Source organism: Pseudoalteromonas sp. OOF1S-7 (assembly GCF_022347765.1).
Taxonomy (GTDB): Bacteria; Pseudomonadota; Gammaproteobacteria; order Enterobacterales; family Alteromonadaceae; genus Pseudoalteromonas.
In genome coordinates, this window is sequence record NZ_JAKRFZ010000009.1 from 166591 (window position 1) to 183194 (window position 16604).

Sequence of the window (16604 nt, forward strand, 5' to 3'; positions counted from 1 at the left end):
GGCTCCTTTTCTTGCGTCAATCACCATACGGCTGCCGCCTGTCAGTAAGCTGCAATCGTATGGTTACGGAAAACCTGGAAAGCTGAATTGCATTCAGCTTTCCCAAGCCGCACGTTACGAGCCGTAAACCCCACAATCTCCGTTATAGGTGCCACAGGGTGCTACCTGATGCATACCACCAGCCTGATCCTCCAACTCTTCAGCAGACACTTCATCAATGTCCAGTTCTTGTTCGTCTGTCGTTACATCTTCTAATTTTTTATCACTCATTTTTAATTACCTTCTTAGTTAAACGCCATTAACTGGCTGGATTTAATAACATTACAAATAAGCCCGGAGGCTAAGTCGAACCCCCTTGCTGTTTCCGGGATATTAACTTCGTGAGGTGTAAAGTGGTGGTTTATCACCTCATCGAATGACAATGCTGACCAATCATCGATCACCTTGATGCTGCCCAGTGAACGGCAAACTATTGCGTTATCCACCGTCTCTCCGCCGGCGGGTAATACTATTGTCTTTTCATTCTGTAAAAGTGCTCCCAAGACAGACGTAGTATGTCCGTGCAGCACTGCATGTGAACACTGGGTGAACATCAGAGACTGTGGGATATAAGGAAGACATAAGACATTCTCTGGCCACTCAACCGGGCTGGGGCACACTTGTCCTGTACTCAACGCAAAAGCAAACTCATCACTGCGTGACCAGACAGGCAACTTTTCCCAGAAGGTATCCAGAAAGAACCTCTTGCCATGCTGAACATAGATGATTTTTCTTTGCTGTTGCTGCATCCTGGCCAACCAGTCACGCACCTCGCGACTGGGGCCGGCTTCCCATAACATGCTCCCCGCATAGGCAAGCCCTTGTGGCAAACGCTCCTGCAACCAGGGCTCCACACTGCGGATCAAATGCAGCACTCCGAGAAGATCTCTGCTATCCCGAACCTGGTCAGTCAAGTTCAAATGACGACACAAGCTCAAATAAAACTCACATAGCTCCCTGGCCCGCCAGTTTCGAAGCTTAGATAAAGCCTTGGGTACCCCTGGGTCTTGCCACGAGTACTCCTGCCATAGAGGGGTAAACTGGCCAACGGTCACAAATGGGGTCGAAGTGTAGCGAGCAGCGGCAATACAGCCTAAAACCATGGGCTGCGTTACAATCAGATCCGGTGTAAAATCACGAATTGCACTCATAACATCCTTAAATTGCAGAGCGCCAAACTCTGGGTTTATCCATTGAGAAATCGTGAACCCTTCTCCCTCACAGGGCACAGATAACCTCATCACTCCCGCAAGCCGTAAATACAATGCCTTACGGTGATGCGCTACAAACGCGACCTTATGGCCTTGCGTCTCTAGCGCTTTAGCAAGTCCAATCATTGGGTTATAAAACCCGGCGGATCCCAGCGTGCAAATCAGAATTTTCATAATGCATTTCGCTCACAGTAAACTTCAGCGATACTTTCACGGAATCGCTTGCCAAATGAATCACAAAAATTGGCATGCAGCTTGCCGGTTCGAACCTCCGCATTAATGGCACAACCACCACCACAGTAAAGCGCATAGCGACACTGAGCGCAGATCGGATTAGATGCCACGGTCCGTGAGCGCCAGTTACATTCGTTTTTTTGGTTAATATTCAGCCCGGACGCCTTGTCAAAATGGCCAATACGAATTTTCTTATCACCGGTTTTTTCGTAACACGCATAGATGTCGGCGAAAGCATCGATCACATACATATTGGAATGAGCACCACAGAACTGCGACACCATGTTGTTGCCTGTGCCAGTATCGAATGCCTGACGCGCTTTCTTCTTCATGGCATCACCATCAGCCTGAAACACATCACAGTCGGGGTATTTTTGCTTTAGTTTATTAAACGCATGGTTGAGTTCCCGGGTGCCAAAACACTCTTCGTCTTCCGTCTGATCGTTATGCGCAACGATCACGGCCAGATATGACCCGAAATTTTTATGCCTATGCCAGCCATATTGTTTTATAACGCTTGCTAACGCGGGCAGATCAGCTAAGTTACTTTTGTCAACATTCACCCTCGCCATAATCTTAACGCCGGCCTGCAAAGCCATGGTGATGTTTTCAGCAATCAACGAAAAGCTGCCAGTCCCGTCTGGGTAGATTCTTCTCTTGTCGTGCTCTTCTGGCTTACCATCCAGGGTGATCTGGACCTCACTGATCCCATCTTCTCCCAGCAAATCCCGGTAGTGGTGTAACTCGGTGCCATTACTGATGGCCACAAACCGGGCTTTGCTATGACTTTTCGCTTTGGCCATAAAGTACTCAACAATCGGACGCGTTTCTTTGAGCAAGGGCTCACCCCCAAAGAACTTGTACGTTCTGGTCAGCTCCTGGCTTTCGTCCACCTGGTGGCGCTGCTCCAGTACAGGCAGCTGCTCAAAAATCAAATCGACCGTTTCTTCAGACATGGTAGTCAGCAGATGCTTATAAGCCGGATCTGTCCGCATATGATCCTGAAAACAGTAGGGGCAGCGTAAATTGCACGAATAAGTCGGCATAATCAGGTAAAATGGCAGTGTGTTTACCTGCCTTTTGGCCTTCTGAGTGGCAAACTGACGAAAAAAGCTCAGCTCCTGTGCCTGCGTCCGGCGAGTTAAAAACCCCTGGCTTTTGAGCAGTGCCAGCGTTTCGCTATCCGGGGCAGGAATGTCCGCATAGCGGTAATCCGGATCGCTCCACTCACCATACAGCGGGCGTGGCGGACGTTTATCCTCTTGCGAGCGCAAATACAGCCCGACATCCCGGGTCACCTTAACCCGGTGACCCAGATAGCCGTGTACCAGTAACATTTCTTCTTCTGTATCGGGTAGATCGACATAAATAGTGTAACCACTGGTACGCGGCTTAGTCAGAGTGGGCGTGCTAGACTCAAAACTGCTTGGAAAAGGATCTACGCTTGGAGACCACTGCGGATCAAAGCGATTGACCTCACCACTTTCAGCCTTAAACATTTGAATAATATTATTGTCCATACGCCCTCCTAAACTTGATGTTTAAAATTTAGCGAATACACCACAATAAAAAAACAAAAAAACCATTTTAGGCTCATTATTTAATGGCAAAGTCATTTTTTAATAAACAAAAAAATTAAGACAACATACTAAAGTTCAAGACATTAACTAGCTTCACCAGATATTTGAAACTAAATTTATCACTGTTAAAATCAACCATGGTGAAAAAATGACATTAAATAAAACAGAAGAAAAGGAACTTGAGATTTTAAAAGAAGATCTCGAACAAGATATAGAACAGGAAGCGCTGGAGGAACTGGCTCTATTTGAGCTGGGAGGCGGAACAAACCCAAATGTTGGCTGTGAAATACCAAAGACCTAACTTTATTTATTAAATCTACCTTGCTACTACAGTGATAGCATATTTAACAAATGCTATCACTGTAGTAGCAAGGTATTTTAAACAGCTCGACTGACAATACGATATGAATTAGGGGATTGACCGAGTTTTTTACTAAAGCAGTTTCTGAGATTGGGGTAATTACCAAACCCACTTAAACAAGCAATCTCTTCCATACCAAAATCACTATATTTCAAATAAGACTTGGCAAGTTTAAAGCGTTTTTCCATCAACCAGTCTTTCGGGCTCTGACCTAGCACCTCTTTAAAATGCCGGTCAAAGTTTCGCCGCGACATAAAGGCTTTTTCTGCTAATGTATCCACAGACTTTACCTTCTCGGGGTGCGATTCAGCCCACTCAATCACTTCTTTTATTCTCGCAGAGCCTTCCATCACACGCGGTGCCTGTAGGCCGTTTAAGGCAGCAATTTTAATCGGACACAGCTTAAGCCGATCAACAATCCTGTTCGCTATGCCAGCCTCCGCATTGCGCTGCACAAACCCGATTGCCCATTCCAACACAGGCAGACCCGACTCCAGCACAGTGATCTGAGTGCGATACCTTGCAACCAGCCGCTGGTGTTCTGGTAATGGCAATTGTCCGACAACCACAACCTTGCCACCACGGCGCAAAAATGCCTCGACAGAGCTTACAGACTGGCGACATAGGTGACTGTCTGTGCTATTCCAGCCACAGAGGATCACCACATCGCCTTGTCTCAGCGCCACTAAACTGTCACTGATGTCGACGGTATCCACCACACAAACAGGTTTACTTTTGGTTTTGAAAAAACGGCCCTGAAGCGACGTATCCCCGAGCACTTCATTGAGACACCCCAAATCAAAGCAAGCACACTGGTCAGGTGAAAACACAGTGATATGTAACATCTTGTTCGCCCCTCTCCAGGTTAAAAGGCTTAACCTTTTGTTGTCCGGTGTATAGACGGGGTATCCGTACCAGGATCAGGAAGCGCATCTGCTTGTGCGGCACCACCGGCTACCATTGGCGTGACAAAGCCAGGTAACATTTTGTCATTTTTTGACAGCTGTTTAAGGGGCATTTTTTTTAGTTTCGGGTACTTGTTCATTGCTCTTCTCGCTACACTTTACATGGTTAAATTTGAATGACTTATGGCTTAACGATGGACAAAACCCTCGCTAAACCATGTAATTAAATTAGCACGATGAAGGAAAAAGTAACTCAGGAATTTCTAAGGAAAAAATAAATTAAAAAACATAAGATACTGAATTTAAATGATATAAAAAAATCACTTTCATCCAAACGACGTCATCTCTCATTGCTCATACAGGCGCAGCATCAGATTGTCTCGCCATTGTACAGTACTGATAAACACTTCGGGATTAGGCGGGTAACTGGCTTTCAGTCGTAATATAAAGCCACCGTCGGATTGATAAACCTTTTTGAAGCTGTCTGGTTCCTTGACTGGAAAACTAAAAACGGCGGAGCCATCACTCATAAACACCTGCTCACCACTGATGGCCCAGCGTAAATAGGAATACTGGCTAAAATCTTTCAACAGGTGAGGCTGACCACCAGCCCTGTTCATTTGCATCAAATGCCTTTGCGGGGACAAAAACAAGACGTGTTGGTGATCGATTGACAGAATGGACTGCATAGGAATAGATGAAAATGGCACGACTTGTTTGTCGGCCAAATCAAAATACCAGGACTGCGACTGGCCTTCACTGAGTGTGGTAAAATAGACGCGCTGATCATGCCATACCGCGCTATTAAGTACGCCGGTAACAGGCAATGTGAACGCCAGGGATAACTCTGTGAGTGAGTATATATAGAGCGTATGATTATCCGCCATCACCAGATAGCGGTCATCTTGTGAGAGCAGCAGCTCTTTCATTTGTTTTGGCGCCGTGGAAAATAACTTTTCTCTCCCCGCCTGTGATTTTTGCCATATCGTTGTACCATCGTGACCTTCTGTTAAGTAAATACTGCCACGTTTAGTATAAAAAGGCGCAACCAGCTTCTCATCCAGCATAGAATCCGAATAGGCAGCAACTTTGACCTCCCGATCAGTATATTGCAAACGCTGAACGTCAAAGTCTCTGTATTTAGAGACTGCGATATAGCTATCATGATTACCACGAATAACGCTTTGTAACGGGTGGCTGGTGCGCATCGGCTGCAGTGCCAATTCATTATTTGCCAGCGAAAACTGTGACAACGATCCGCTTAGTGCGTCAAACCAGGTAATGTGTTGATCGCTATCTGACCACTCCACACGACTAATAAAGTCATTTATATCTAATAATTTATGCTGTTTACTTCCATCGATATTGGCAAAAAATAGCTGTGACTTTTCTTCTTTCTCTCTAAGAAAAGCAAGCTTAGTACCGCTGTGCGAAAAGTGAAAAAAGTAATCTCCTTTCCCACTTGCATCGGGTGACGTGATCTGAAACTCCGTACCAGTGAGCAAATTTCGCTGCACCAGTGCCGACAGACCCGGTTCACCTCGGTAGTGATACTTTGTGTAGACAATCGAATGAGCGGGATCCACACTGCCTACACTCATCAGATACGACGTATCGCAGTCTAAGAGCTTTTGATAGTGGACCTGCTCAATCCCTTCACTAAAATCTGCGGACCACAACTCACAGTCTCCTGAACGCTCCTGTGAATGAAACAGCTGCTGAAAGTACAATACGGGGCTATGCGTAGCCCAGCCAACCGCGTAGGCATCTGCCGATTTATCACTGTTTACACTATAGACATTTAAATTACCCAGTTTCTGTAATTTCAAAGTGAAATGACCATCACCGGTTTGGTCAGCGGAAAAAGCCAGCCATTGCTTATCAAAAGACACCGAAGGCAGAATAACGGTCCCCTTTTCCCAAAACAGCGTTTCGTGCTGCAAGAGCTGGGGTCGTATCAGCTCTGTTTTCAGGGTCGAGGCCAGAAACAAAATAACCACTGAGATAACCCCAAGCGCGACCAATAGGCTCACCCAGTGCATGACTCCTTTGCTGGTGGTCATGACGGCTGTATCTGCGTGCAAGCGTGGCGCAGAGGCCTGCCCACCGGCAATTTCCAGCATGTCTTCATCCGTTTCACTTGTATCACTCTGAGAAGGTGTAAGATGCTCGATATTGGCCAAAAAACTATAGCCCTTTTTATAAAAGGTCTTAATGTATTGAACATCATCGTGCGGCAGTTTAAGCGCTTTTCTCAACTCAAAAATAGCCCGGTTAATGGTATTATCATCCACAAAACGACCGCCCCATATGGCATCAACTAACTCCCTTCTGCTAACCAGTTGCGCATTGTGTTTGATAAAATACATCAGCAGTTCATAGATAAGCGGTTCCAGCTCACGCTTGACCTCACCGCTACTTAGCAAGCGATAATCAATATCTAATTGCCACGAATTAATGCTGATATATCTACTCTGTGTTTCGTTAGCGTTGGGTTCCATACTGGGTGATTTCCGAATTGTCGATAGAAATTTGCAACAAGGTGCAACACTAATGTTACTTTTATCATCAAAACAGATACGACTCAATCATCATGCCGCTTCCGCCCTTTGTCGTGCTCTGCTGCCATTTCACCTCAGACAGTTAAATACGGGCTGCGAGACAGGAAAATGAAAATAAGGTTATGTATTGTGGGCTGGTGCTGTATATAACAACATGTATTGCTTGTATCGAATGAGAGGCATAAAAAAACCCACGCAGTGCGTGGGTTTTTTAAACCAGATAGGTGGCTGCTTATTTGCGCAGCTGGCGTAGAAGACGCAGCTGAGCAAGGGCTTCTTCAAGCTGCATTGCAGCGCGCTGGTAATCCAGCTCGCCTGCGGTGCCTGAAGCCAGTTGCGCCTGCGCTTCACGTTTAGCTTCTTCAGCAGCTTGCTCGTCAAGCTCTTCCGCACGGATCGCAACGTCAGCAAGGACAGTTACGGTCTGTGGTTGAACTTCCAGCGTACCACCTGCAACATAGATAAACTCTTCTGTTTTATCTTCTGTTACTAAACGTACCATACCAGGTTTTAGGCCAGTCAGTAGTGGCGCGTGACCCGGGTGAATACCCAGCTCACCTTCACTACCTGTCACTTGGATCGCAGTCACGTCACCAGAGTACAAACTCTTTTCAGCGCTTACTACGTCAAGGCGTACTGTCATTGCCATAACAACCCCCTAATTACATGTTTTTGGCTTTTTCGATCGCTTCGTCGATTGAGCCAACCATGTAGAAAGCCTGCTCTGGCATGTCATCGTATTCACCGTTTAAGATGCCTTTGAAGCCAGAGATAGTGTCTTTCAGTGAAACGTATTTACCAGGTGCACCTGTGAATACCTCAGCAACGAAGAACGGCTGAGACAGGAAACGCTGGATTTTACGTGCACGAGATACAACTTGCTTGTCTTCGTCAGACAGCTCGTCCATTCCTAGAATCGCGATGATGTCTTTCAGCTCTTTATAACGCTGAAGTACAGTCTGAACGCCACGTGCAGTCTCGTAGTGCTCGTTACCGATTACTAGCGGGTCAAGCTGACGAGAAGTTGAATCCAGTGGGTCTACCGCAGGGTAGATACCAAGAGATGCGATGTCACGTGAAAGTACAACGGTTGCGTCAAGGTGCGCGAACGTGGTTGCTGGCGACGGGTCAGTCAAGTCATCCGCAGGTACGTATACAGCCTGGATTGACGTGATTGAACCAGTCTTAGTTGACGCGATACGCTCCTGTAGTACACCCATCTCTTCTGCAAGAGTTGGCTGGTAACCTACCGCTGAAGGCATACGGCCTAGTAGTGCAGATACCTCAGTACCCGCCAGCGTGTAACGGTAGATGTTATCTACGAAGAACAGTACGTCACGACCTTCGTCACGGAACTTCTCAGCCATAGTCAGACCAGTCAGAGCAACACGCAGACGGTTACCCGGTGGCTCGTTCATCTGACCGTATACTAGCGATACTTTGTCTAGTACGTTTGAGTCGTTCATCTCATGGTAGAAGTCATTACCCTCACGCGTACGCTCACCAACACCGGCGAATACTGAGTAACCGCTGTGCTCGATTGCGATGTTACGGATAAGTTCCATCATGTTTACGGTTTTACCTACACCGGCACCACCGAACAGACCAACTTTACCACCCTTAGCGAACGGACATACAAGGTCGATTACCTTGATACCTGTTTCAAGTAGCTCAACTGAGCTGCTTTGCTCTTCGTATGAAGGCGCAGCGCGGTGGATTGACCAACGCTCTTCTTCACCGATTGGGCCGGCTTCATCAATTGCGTCACCCAGTACGTTCATGATACGACCAAGTGTTGCTGTACCAACTGGCACCTTGATTGGCTCAGCTGTACCTTCTACTGAAGTACCACGGCGCAGACCGTCAGTACTACCTAGTGCGATACCACGTACCACACCGCCACCTAGCTGCTGTTGCACTTCTAGTGTCAAACCAGCCAGGTCGCCTTCTGTAACTTTTAGTGCGTCATATACGGCTGGCACGTTGTCTTGTGGGAACTCGATGTCCACAACGGCGCCGATAATTTGGACGACCTTACCTAAACTCATGTCTATTCCTCTCGTTAAACTTTGCCGAAGCGTTACACGGCAGCTGAACCAGATACAATCTCACTGATCTCTTGTGTGATTGCAGCCTGACGCGCCTTGTTGTATACCAGCTGTAACTCATCAATCAGGCCACCTGCGTTATCTGTTGCGGCTTTCATCGCAACCATACGGGCAGCTTGCTCAGAGGCAGCATTCTCAACTACACCTTGGTAAACCTGAGACTCAATAAAGCGCACTAGTAGTGTCTCTAGAATCGCCTCTGGGTTTGGCTCATATAAGTAATCCCAAGCGTGAGCTGATACTTCTTCTTCAGCTTTTGGCAAAGGTAATAACTGATCGATAACAGGCTCTTGCTTCATTGTGTTGACAAAGTTGTTGTACACAACGAATAAGCGATCAATTTTGCCTTCTTCGTATGCTTTAAGCATCACAGTGACAGGACCGATTACGTCCTGAACCGAAGGCGCATCTCCTAACCCGGCTTTTTTGGCTTCTAGCTCACCGCCAAAACGTTTAAAGAAACCGGCAGCTTTGCCACCCAGGGTGGCAAATGTTGCATCAACACCCTTTTCTTTCCACGCTTTAACGTCTTTCGCTACACGCTTAAACTCGTTCGAGTTCAAGCCGCCACAAAGACCACGGTCAGTAGAGATAACAATGTAACCTACTCGCTTCACCTCACGTTCGATTAAGAACGGGTGTTGGAAGTCAAGGTTAGCCTGAGCAATACGACCGATCACTTTGCGTAAGTTTTCAGCGTATGGGCGGCTGGACGCGACGCGTTCCTGTGCCTTCTTCATTTTAGAAGCGGCAACCATCTCCATTGCGCTGGTGATCTTCTGAGTATTCTTGATACTCCCGATCTTGCTTTTTATCTCTTTTCCGCTGGCCATGACTCTTTCTCCGAATCTGGGTGAGCAGCTAACTACTCACCTACATAACACATTACCAAGTTTGCGTAGACTTGAACTTCTCAAGAAGTTCTTTCAGCTGCGCTTCGATCTCGGCGTTGTAGTTACCAGTTTCATTGATTTGAGTCATTAGCGCTGCGTATTCGCTTTTCGCGAATGCGATAAGGCTTGCTTCAAAATCAAGTACTTTGTTGATTTCGATGTCTTTCAGGTAGCCTTTCTCAACAGCGAATAGAGACAGAGACATGTCAGCAACAGACATTGGTGCGTACTGTTTCTGCTTCATTAGCTCTGTTACGCGCTCACCGTGCTCAAGCTGGGCACGCGTTGCATCGTCAAGGTCAGAAGCGAACTGAGAGAACGCCGCTAGTTCACGGTACTGAGCTAGCGCTAGACGGATACCACCACCTAGTTTCTTAACGATTTTAGTTTGCGCTGCACCACCTACACGAGATACCGAGATACCAGCGTTAACCGCTGGACGGATACCTGCGTTGAACAAGTCAGTTTCTAAGAAGATCTGACCGTCGGTGATTGAGATAACGTTGGTAGGTACGAATGCAGAAACGTCACCACCTTGAGTTTCAATGATTGGCAATGCCGTCAATGAACCTGTTTGACCTTTCACTTCACCGTTGGTGTATTTCTCAACGTAATCAGCGTTAACACGTGATGCACGCTCTAGCAGACGTGAGTGAAGGTAGAATACGTCACCTGGGTAAGCTTCACGGCCCGGCGGACGCTTAAGTAGTAGTGAGATCTGACGGTAAGCAACAGCTTGCTTAGACAGGTCATCATAGACGATTAGTGCGTCTTCACCACGGTCACGGAAGTATTCGCCCATAGTACAACCAGAGAACGGCGCCAGGAATTGTAGTGCAGCAGACTCAGAGGCTGAAGCAACAACAACAATGGTGTTCTCAAGAGCGCCGTGCTCTTCTAGTTTACGTACTACGTTAGCAATGGTAGAGGCTTTTTGACCAACCGCAACGTACACACACTTAACGCCTGTGTCTTTTTGGTTGATGATAGCATCGATAGCCAGTGCTGTTTTACCAGTCTGACGGTCACCGATCACTAGCTCACGCTGACCACGACCAACTGGGATCATAGAGTCGATAGACTTATAACCAGTTTGTACTGGCTCGTCTACTGATTGACGCTCGATTACGCCCGGTGCGATTTTTTCAACTGGCTCAAAACCATCGTTGTCTACCGCGCCTTTACCGTCAATCGGCTCACCTAGTGTGTTTACAACACGACCTAGCAGGCCACGGCCTACTGGTACTTCAAGGATACGACCTGTTGATTTAACTTTTACGCCTTCTTTAAGGTCAGCGTATGGACCCATTACTACCGCACCTACTGAGTCGCGCTCAAGGTTCAATGCGATAGCATAACGGTTGCCAGGAAGCTCGATCATCTCACCCTGCATACAGTCAGCAAGACCGTGGATGCGGATGATACCGTCGGTAACAGATACGATAGTACCTTCGTTACGCGCTTCACTTACAACTTCAAACTGCTCAATGCGTTGCTTGATCAGTGCAGAAATTTCTGTGGAATTAAGTTGCATGCTCTTTTTCCCAATTACGATTGTAGCGTCGTCACAAGACGATCTAACTTGCCGCGAATAGACCCGTCGATAACGGTGTCGCCGGCTTTAATGACCAGACCACTTACGATGGTTTCGTCGATGCTACAATTCAGCTTAACTTTGCGTGCGAAACGTTTTTCAAGTGCCGCGACCAATTTTGCTTGCGCATCTTCGGCAAGCGCTGCTGCTGAAACGACGTTAACGTCAATTTCTTTGTCATAGTCTGCTTTTAATTCAGCAAACAAGTCTGCAACAGCTGGCATGGCGGCTAAACGCTCATTTTCGGCCATCAGCTTGATAAGGTTTTGGCCTTGTTCGTTGAGTTGCTCAGCGCATAGCTTGATGAATACATCAGACTGCTCTGCTTCGGTGGCAATGCCACCTAACAGTGCCTGAACCTGTTCATCGCGGGCCACTTGGCCTGCGAAGAACAGCATTTCATTCCAAGCTTCAACTGTGCCTTTCTCAACGGCAAGTTCAAAAGCCGCTTTAGCGTATGGGCGAGCGATAGTAGTCAATTCAGACATGCTCATACCCTCTACTTAAAGCTCAGCGACAAGTTTTTCAACGATGTCACTGTGTGCGGCTTGATCGATTTCACGCTCTAAAATCTTCTCTGCACCAACCACAGCCAGAGTCGCTACTTGTTGACGTAGCTCTTCTTTCACGCGGTTGCGCTCAGATTCGATCTCAGAGTGTCCCTGAGCAATGATTTTCTCACGCTCTTGCTGACCACGAGTTGTCTCTTCGTCAACAATCAGCGTTGCACGCTTTTTAGCTTGTTCGATGATTTCGCTAGCCTGAGTTTTCGCTTCTTTAAGTTCTTCAGCCGCTTTTTCGCGCGCTAGCTCAAGATCTTTTTCAGCTTTGTCAGAGGCAGCTAATCCATCTTCGATTTTCTTCTGGCGAGCTTCAATCGCACCATTTAGTGGTGGCCATACGAACTTCATACAGAACCATACGAAGACCACAAATGCGATTAATTCACCTATTAGAGTGGCGTTTAAGTTCACGACCGCTCCTCCTTACTTGACAGTTGTTCGTTTCAGGTATTTTGCAATATTAAAGAGCGAACAACATGTACATAGCGATACCTACACCGATCATTGCTACGGCATCGATAAGACCAGCTAGGATGAACATTTTAACCTGTAGTTGAGGCGCAAGCTCAGGCTGACGAGCACATGCTTCTAGGAACTTACCACCCATGTTACCGAAGCCTAGTGCAGTACCGATTGCACCAAAACCGATTAGTAGAGCAACAGCGATAAGTTTAATAGCAACTGCGATTTCCATTTTTATCTCCAAAGTTTCAATAGTAAATTAAAGTTAAAGTTTAAAAAATTCTTTTCTTTCAGCTAATTAGTGGCTTTTTGTGCTAGCCATGCTGAGGTAAACGATCGTCAGCATCATAAATACGAATGCTTGCAGTACGATTACCATGATGTGGAATACAGCCCATACAAAGTGCAGTGGAAGCTGCATCAGGCCGATTGCACCGATCAGGATGAAGATCATCTCACCTGCATACAAGTTACCGAACAAACGCAGTGCCAGCGAGAAAGGCTTAGCAACCAGCGCGATTGTTTCAAGTAGCAAGTTACAAGGGATCAGGATAGCCATCACCAGTTTGTTCTTAGAGCTGAACGGGTGCAGCGTAAGCTCACCAATGAAGCCGCCCAGGCCTTTGATACGAATTGAATACCCGATCATCAGAATAAATACGCCCAGTGCCAGTGCAGCAGTCATATTCACGTCTGTGGTCGGTACAATTTTCATGTAAACATCGTGTGGGTCCATACCAAATGCTTGTTCACCAACAAAGCCGGCGAAAGCAGGTAGGAAGTCAACAGGAACCAAATCCATCAAGTTCATTAAGAACACCCAGACGAAAATCGTCAGGGCCAAAGGCGCGATCAGCTTGCTATTGCCATGGTAAGTGTCTCGCACGTTATCACCAACGAGCTCAACAATCATTTCAATAAAGCACTGGAATTTACCAGGAACGCCTGTGGTGGATTTTTTAGCGGCACTTCGGAAGATCCATAAGAATATAAGACCTAAACCGATGGACCATGCGAGGGTATCTATATGCCATGTCCAGAAACCACTGTCCGCACATGCTTTATTGAAGGCCAGACCGGCATCGGTCGAACACATCTTGGCATTGGTCAAGTGGTGCTGAATATGGCTCGATAGAGTCACTTCTTCTGCAGCCATTGTTTTATCCTAAAAGTTAATGATTAAAAAAAATCAGAACCAACCATTGTGTCAGCATCACCAGCATGTAAGTGCCGAAAAACGGCAGCATGACGACTGAAAAATGCTTAAAAATGAGCGCAAAAAGCACAACAGTTAGCAAAAATTTTAATCCGTTTCCTCGCTTCAGTGAGGAATACACTTGATTTGCCTTGCTGGCACCCATAAATCGGAATGCATAAGCGGCAAATACAAAATTAGGGAGTACCAGCACCGCACCGCCAGCCAACGCCGACAGGCCTGCTTCCACTCCCCAACCAATAAAAACTATTACTGCAGCAATGATAGCTACGAGACCCTGATATAAAACACCTTTTAATGCGGCACGCCGATATGGGCTTGCTAACGAATGAGTCACTTATATTTAACCTTAATGACGCTAAATTTTATCAGGGCTAGAAAACTGGCGAAATTATACTTATTTCTGCTCAATTTGCAACTTGACGAGACGAAATGTAACGCTTTTCGAGCGCCCATTTCGCCTCAGAAGGTAAGATTAGGAGGGTTGTTGAAAATCAGGCTGGATACGCCCTAAAATTCCGTCTAATTCGTCTAAATTTGCATAAGAAATCACCAGCTTACCTTTGCCTTTTTGGTTATAATTTATCTCCACTTTGGCGCCCAGGTTCTCTGCCAGTTGTTGCTCAAGCAGTTTTACGTCCGGATCTTTCTCTTTTGCTGGTTTTTGCTCCACAGGCTCCAGCATCGCACGCACCAGTTTCTCAGTTTCGCGCACCGTTAGCCCTTTAGCGACGGCGGTTCTGGCCGCTTCAGACTGCTGTTCACCGGTCAGTGCCAGCAGACAACGGGCGTGACCCATCTCAATATCACCATGTTCCAACAAGATTTTTACATCATCATTGAGATTATTGAGACGAAGTAAATTGGTCACAGTAGTGCGTGACTTACCAACGGCGTCAGCGACCTGCTGATGGGTCAGTTCAAACTCGTTCAGTAATCTGTCGAGCGCGACTGCTTCTTCCATGGCATTGAGATCTTCACGCTGAATGTTTTCAATCAGGGCAATGGCCACCGCCGCTTCATCGGCAACATCTTTGATGATACAGGGTACCACGTCCAGCTCGGCCAGTTGGGCCGCACGCCAGCGTCGTTCACCGGCAATGATCTCAAACTGATTTTCAGCGATGGGGCGCACCACGATTGGTTGTAATACCCCCTGGGCCCGAATAGAGCTGGCCAGCTCTTCAAGTGCCTGCTCAGACATATCTTTGCGCGGCTGATATTTACCACGCTGCAAATACTCGATGGGCAACCGCTGTAATTCCTGATCGGTCACCTCATGACTTTGCGTTGTCTGTTCGGGTTCAACGGCACGCTCGGTGCCCTGGGTTTGCGTGACTTCAGGCTGAGCTGATTGCAAAGCAGCAGGTTTTGCTGAACTCAACAAGGCATCCAGACCTCGACCCAAACCGCGTTTTTTCACCGACATTGTTTTTTCTTCCTCTTAGGCAACAGCTGCTGCTTGTTTTTCCTGACGGCGGAGCATTTCTCCGGCCAGTGCCAGATACGCTTTGGCACCACTGGAGGCTCTGTCATAGTACATAGCCGGTGCACCAAAACTCGGCGCTTCCGCCAGACGCACATTACGTGGGATCACGGTGCGGTAGACTTTTTCACCAAAATGCTGTTTTAGCTGCTCAGATACATCGTTCGCCAGGCGGTTGCGCGGATCGTACATAGTACGCAGGATCCCTTCGATCTGTAAATTTGGATTCACCAGCTTAGACAGCTGCGTTATGGTATCCATCAGTGCCGTCAGTCCTTCCAGTGCATAGTATTCACACTGCATCGGCACCATCACAGAATCTGCCGCCGCCATCGCATTGACCGTCAACATGTTTAATGAAGGTGGACAATCAATAAAAATAAAGTCGTACTGATCCAGCACCGATTCCAGTGCATTACGCAAACGCACTTCGCGGGCAAACAATTCCATCAGCTTCACTTCGGCCGCCGTGACATCACCGTTGGCAGCAATCAGATGGTACTCGCCGGAGGTTTCTTTGCTGATCACGTCCTGGATCGGGGTCTCTTCGATCAAAAGATCGTAAATGGTTGCCACTTCGCCATATTTGTCAACACCACTGCCCATGGTCGCATTGCCTTGTGGATCCAGGTCAATGAGCAGGACCTTGCGTTTGGTCGCAGCCATGGAAGCTGCCAGGTTGACTGCAGTGGTGGTTTTTCCCACACCGCCTTTTTGGTTTGCAATCGCAATGACTCTAGCCACTATGTCCTCGAATACTAGTCTTTTTTCAGAATGATTAAATGACGTTCACCATCCAGCTCGGGGACCTGTAAACTAATATCACGTTCCAGAGTCACACCGGCGGGCAGGCTATCCAGTTCCTGCTGCGGAAACTGACCTTTTAATGCCAGAAAACGGCTTTCACCGTCGACCAGATGTCCACACCACTGAACCATGTCCTGCAATGACGCAAAGGCACGACTCAGTACACCGTCTAATTTAACACTTGGCTGATATTCTTCAACACGAGACTGAACCGGTGTGACGTTTTCCAGTCCAAGCGCATGTTTTACCTGGGTTAAAAAACGTACACGTTTGCCAAGACTGTCGAGCAGGACAAACTGAGTATCGGGCAGGGCAATGGCCAGTACTATCCCGGGTAACCCCGGTCCGGTGCCTACATCAATGTAGTTTTTGCCACTCAGGTGAGGCGCAACCACCAGTGAATCCATGATGTGTTTGACCATCATTTCTTGTGGATCGCGCACTGAAGTCAGGTTGTAGGCTTTGTTCCATTTGTCGAGCAGCCCGACATAATCGACGAGCTGCTGCTTCTGTTGTTCAGTTAGCGTGATATCCGTGCGGGCTAACAGGGCTGTAAGTTGTTCTAATAACACAGTCTTCCATTT

18 protein-coding genes are annotated in these 16604 nt (G+C 47.2%); 1 reads left to right on the forward strand and 17 read right to left on the reverse strand.

The window, feature by feature from the left end; genetic code table 11:
• Nucleotides 1–114: 114 nt before the first annotated feature.
• From MHN33_RS14360 to MHN33_RS14370, 3 genes are read right to left on the reverse strand one after another with little or no spacing between them, the layout of a single operon-like run.
• Nucleotides 115–270, reverse strand: coding sequence for a hypothetical protein (locus MHN33_RS14360; protein ID WP_239398722.1), 156 nt, complete (start codon nucleotides 268–270; stop codon nucleotides 115–117).
• Between the two features lie 14 nt (nucleotides 271–284).
• Nucleotides 285–1424, reverse strand: coding sequence for a hypothetical protein (locus MHN33_RS14365; protein ID WP_239398724.1), 1140 nt, complete (start codon nucleotides 1422–1424; stop codon nucleotides 285–287).
• On the reverse strand, nucleotides 1421–3004 hold the full coding sequence (locus MHN33_RS14370; protein ID WP_239398726.1) for an SPASM domain-containing protein: 1584 nt from the start codon (nucleotides 3002–3004) through the stop codon (nucleotides 1421–1423). Before MHN33_RS14370 ends, MHN33_RS14365 begins: the two co-directional genes overlap by 4 nt.
• Before the next feature lie 208 nt (nucleotides 3005–3212).
• Between MHN33_RS14370 and MHN33_RS14375 the strand changes: the two genes are divergently transcribed.
• Nucleotides 3213–3365 (forward strand): hypothetical protein, encoded by a 153-nt coding sequence (locus MHN33_RS14375; protein WP_239398728.1) that lies wholly within the window; start codon nucleotides 3213–3215, stop codon nucleotides 3363–3365.
• 77 nt (nucleotides 3366–3442) lie between these two features.
• On the opposite strand, the gene MHN33_RS14380 is transcribed toward MHN33_RS14375, so the two are convergent.
• The 14 genes from MHN33_RS14380 to rsmG all read right to left on the reverse strand — a co-directional run bounded on the left by MHN33_RS14380 (nucleotide 3443) and on the right by rsmG (nucleotide 16592).
• Nucleotides 3443–4270 (reverse strand): helix-turn-helix domain-containing protein, encoded by an 828-nt coding sequence (locus tag MHN33_RS14380; RefSeq protein ID WP_239398730.1) that lies wholly within the window; start codon nucleotides 4268–4270, stop codon nucleotides 3443–3445.
• Nucleotides 4271–4677: 407 nt separating this feature from the next.
• Entirely contained in the window at nucleotides 4678–6831 is a 2154-nt protein-coding gene (locus tag MHN33_RS14385; protein WP_239398732.1) for a winged helix-turn-helix domain-containing protein, read from the reverse strand.
• 292 nt (nucleotides 6832–7123) lie between these two features.
• Nucleotides 7124–7540 carry a F0F1 ATP synthase subunit epsilon gene (locus tag MHN33_RS14390; protein WP_239398734.1) on the reverse strand — a complete coding sequence of 139 codons (417 nt, stop codon included), beginning with the start codon at nucleotides 7538–7540 and terminating at the stop codon, nucleotides 7124–7126.
• 13 nt (nucleotides 7541–7553) lie between these two features.
• Nucleotides 7554–8939 (reverse strand): F0F1 ATP synthase subunit beta, encoded by a 1386-nt coding sequence (atpD, locus tag MHN33_RS14395; RefSeq protein WP_010384876.1) that lies wholly within the window; start codon nucleotides 8937–8939, stop codon nucleotides 7554–7556.
• 32 nt (nucleotides 8940–8971) lie between these two features.
• The gene (gene atpG, locus MHN33_RS14400; protein ID WP_239398736.1) at nucleotides 8972–9832 is read right to left on the reverse strand and encodes a F0F1 ATP synthase subunit gamma; all 861 of its coding nucleotides are present in this window, start codon (nucleotides 9830–9832) and stop codon (nucleotides 8972–8974) included.
• 52 nt (nucleotides 9833–9884) lie between these two features.
• Entirely contained in the window at nucleotides 9885–11426 is a 1542-nt protein-coding gene (atpA, locus tag MHN33_RS14405; RefSeq protein ID WP_046004730.1) for a F0F1 ATP synthase subunit alpha, read from the reverse strand.
• 14 nt (nucleotides 11427–11440) lie between these two features.
• Nucleotides 11441–11974 carry a F0F1 ATP synthase subunit delta gene (atpH, locus tag MHN33_RS14410; protein ID WP_046004731.1) on the reverse strand — a complete coding sequence of 178 codons (534 nt, stop codon included), beginning with the start codon at nucleotides 11972–11974 and terminating at the stop codon, nucleotides 11441–11443.
• A 15-nt stretch (nucleotides 11975–11989) separates the two neighbouring features.
• Entirely contained in the window at nucleotides 11990–12460 is a 471-nt protein-coding gene (gene atpF, locus MHN33_RS14415; RefSeq protein ID WP_046004732.1) for a F0F1 ATP synthase subunit B, read from the reverse strand.
• Between the two features lie 49 nt (nucleotides 12461–12509).
• Nucleotides 12510–12743: a F0F1 ATP synthase subunit C gene (gene atpE / locus MHN33_RS14420; RefSeq protein WP_008222392.1), complete on the reverse strand. Its 234-nt coding sequence runs from the start codon at nucleotides 12741–12743 to the stop codon at nucleotides 12510–12512.
• Between the two features lie 66 nt (nucleotides 12744–12809).
• Nucleotides 12810–13667, reverse strand: a complete 858-nt coding sequence (gene atpB, locus MHN33_RS14425) for a F0F1 ATP synthase subunit A (RefSeq protein WP_239398738.1) — start codon at nucleotides 13665–13667, stop codon at nucleotides 12810–12812.
• Nucleotides 13668–13683: 16 nt separating this feature from the next.
• Nucleotides 13684–14064: an ATP synthase subunit I gene (locus MHN33_RS14430; RefSeq protein ID WP_010384869.1), complete on the reverse strand. Its 381-nt coding sequence runs from the start codon at nucleotides 14062–14064 to the stop codon at nucleotides 13684–13686.
• A gap of 138 nt (nucleotides 14065–14202) precedes the next feature.
• A complete protein-coding gene (locus tag MHN33_RS14435; RefSeq protein WP_239398740.1) occupies nucleotides 14203–15156 on the reverse strand; it encodes a ParB/RepB/Spo0J family partition protein in 954 nt (317 codons plus the stop codon).
• A gap of 15 nt (nucleotides 15157–15171) precedes the next feature.
• Nucleotides 15172–15957 carry a ParA family protein gene (locus MHN33_RS14440; RefSeq protein ID WP_239398742.1) on the reverse strand — a complete coding sequence of 262 codons (786 nt, stop codon included), beginning with the start codon at nucleotides 15955–15957 and terminating at the stop codon, nucleotides 15172–15174.
• A gap of 14 nt (nucleotides 15958–15971) precedes the next feature.
• The gene (rsmG, locus tag MHN33_RS14445) at nucleotides 15972–16592 is read right to left on the reverse strand and encodes a 16S rRNA (guanine(527)-N(7))-methyltransferase RsmG (protein ID WP_239398744.1); all 621 of its coding nucleotides are present in this window, start codon (nucleotides 16590–16592) and stop codon (nucleotides 15972–15974) included.
• Nucleotides 16593–16604: the final 12 nt, after the last annotated feature.

Bases quoted from the DNA above. Each gene is read 5' to 3' on its own strand.
- atpH (WP_046004731.1), bottom strand. From the start codon at position 11,974: ATGTCTGAATTGACTACTATCGCTCGCCCATACGCTAAAGCGGCTTTT.
- MHN33_RS14360 (WP_239398722.1), bottom strand. From the start codon at position 270: ATGAGTGATAAAAAATTAGAAGATGTAACGACAGACGAACAAGAACTG.
- MHN33_RS14365 (WP_239398724.1), bottom strand. From the start codon at position 1,424: ATGAAAATTCTGATTTGCACGCTGGGATCCGCCGGGTTTTATAACCCA.
- MHN33_RS14435 (WP_239398740.1), bottom strand. From the start codon at position 15,156: ATGTCGGTGAAAAAACGCGGTTTGGGTCGAGGTCTGGATGCCTTGTTG.
- MHN33_RS14390 (WP_239398734.1), bottom strand. From the start codon at position 7,540: ATGGCAATGACAGTACGCCTTGACGTAGTAAGCGCTGAAAAGAGTTTG.
- MHN33_RS14375 (WP_239398728.1), top strand. From the start codon at position 3,213: ATGACATTAAATAAAACAGAAGAAAAGGAACTTGAGATTTTAAAAGAA.
- MHN33_RS14380 (WP_239398730.1), bottom strand. From the start codon at position 4,270: ATGTTACATATCACTGTGTTTTCACCTGACCAGTGTGCTTGCTTTGAT.
- MHN33_RS14370 (WP_239398726.1), bottom strand. From the start codon at position 3,004: ATGGACAATAATATTATTCAAATGTTTAAGGCTGAAAGTGGTGAGGTC.
- atpB (WP_239398738.1), bottom strand. From the start codon at position 13,667: ATGGCTGCAGAAGAAGTGACTCTATCGAGCCATATTCAGCACCACTTG.
- atpD (WP_010384876.1), bottom strand. From the start codon at position 8,939: ATGAGTTTAGGTAAGGTCGTCCAAATTATCGGCGCCGTTGTGGACATC.
- atpA (WP_046004730.1), bottom strand. From the start codon at position 11,426: ATGCAACTTAATTCCACAGAAATTTCTGCACTGATCAAGCAACGCATT.
- MHN33_RS14385 (WP_239398732.1), bottom strand. From the start codon at position 6,831: ATGGAACCCAACGCTAACGAAACACAGAGTAGATATATCAGCATTAAT.
- atpG (WP_239398736.1), bottom strand. From the start codon at position 9,832: ATGGCCAGCGGAAAAGAGATAAAAAGCAAGATCGGGAGTATCAAGAAT.
- atpE (WP_008222392.1), bottom strand. From the start codon at position 12,743: ATGGAAATCGCAGTTGCTATTAAACTTATCGCTGTTGCTCTACTAATC.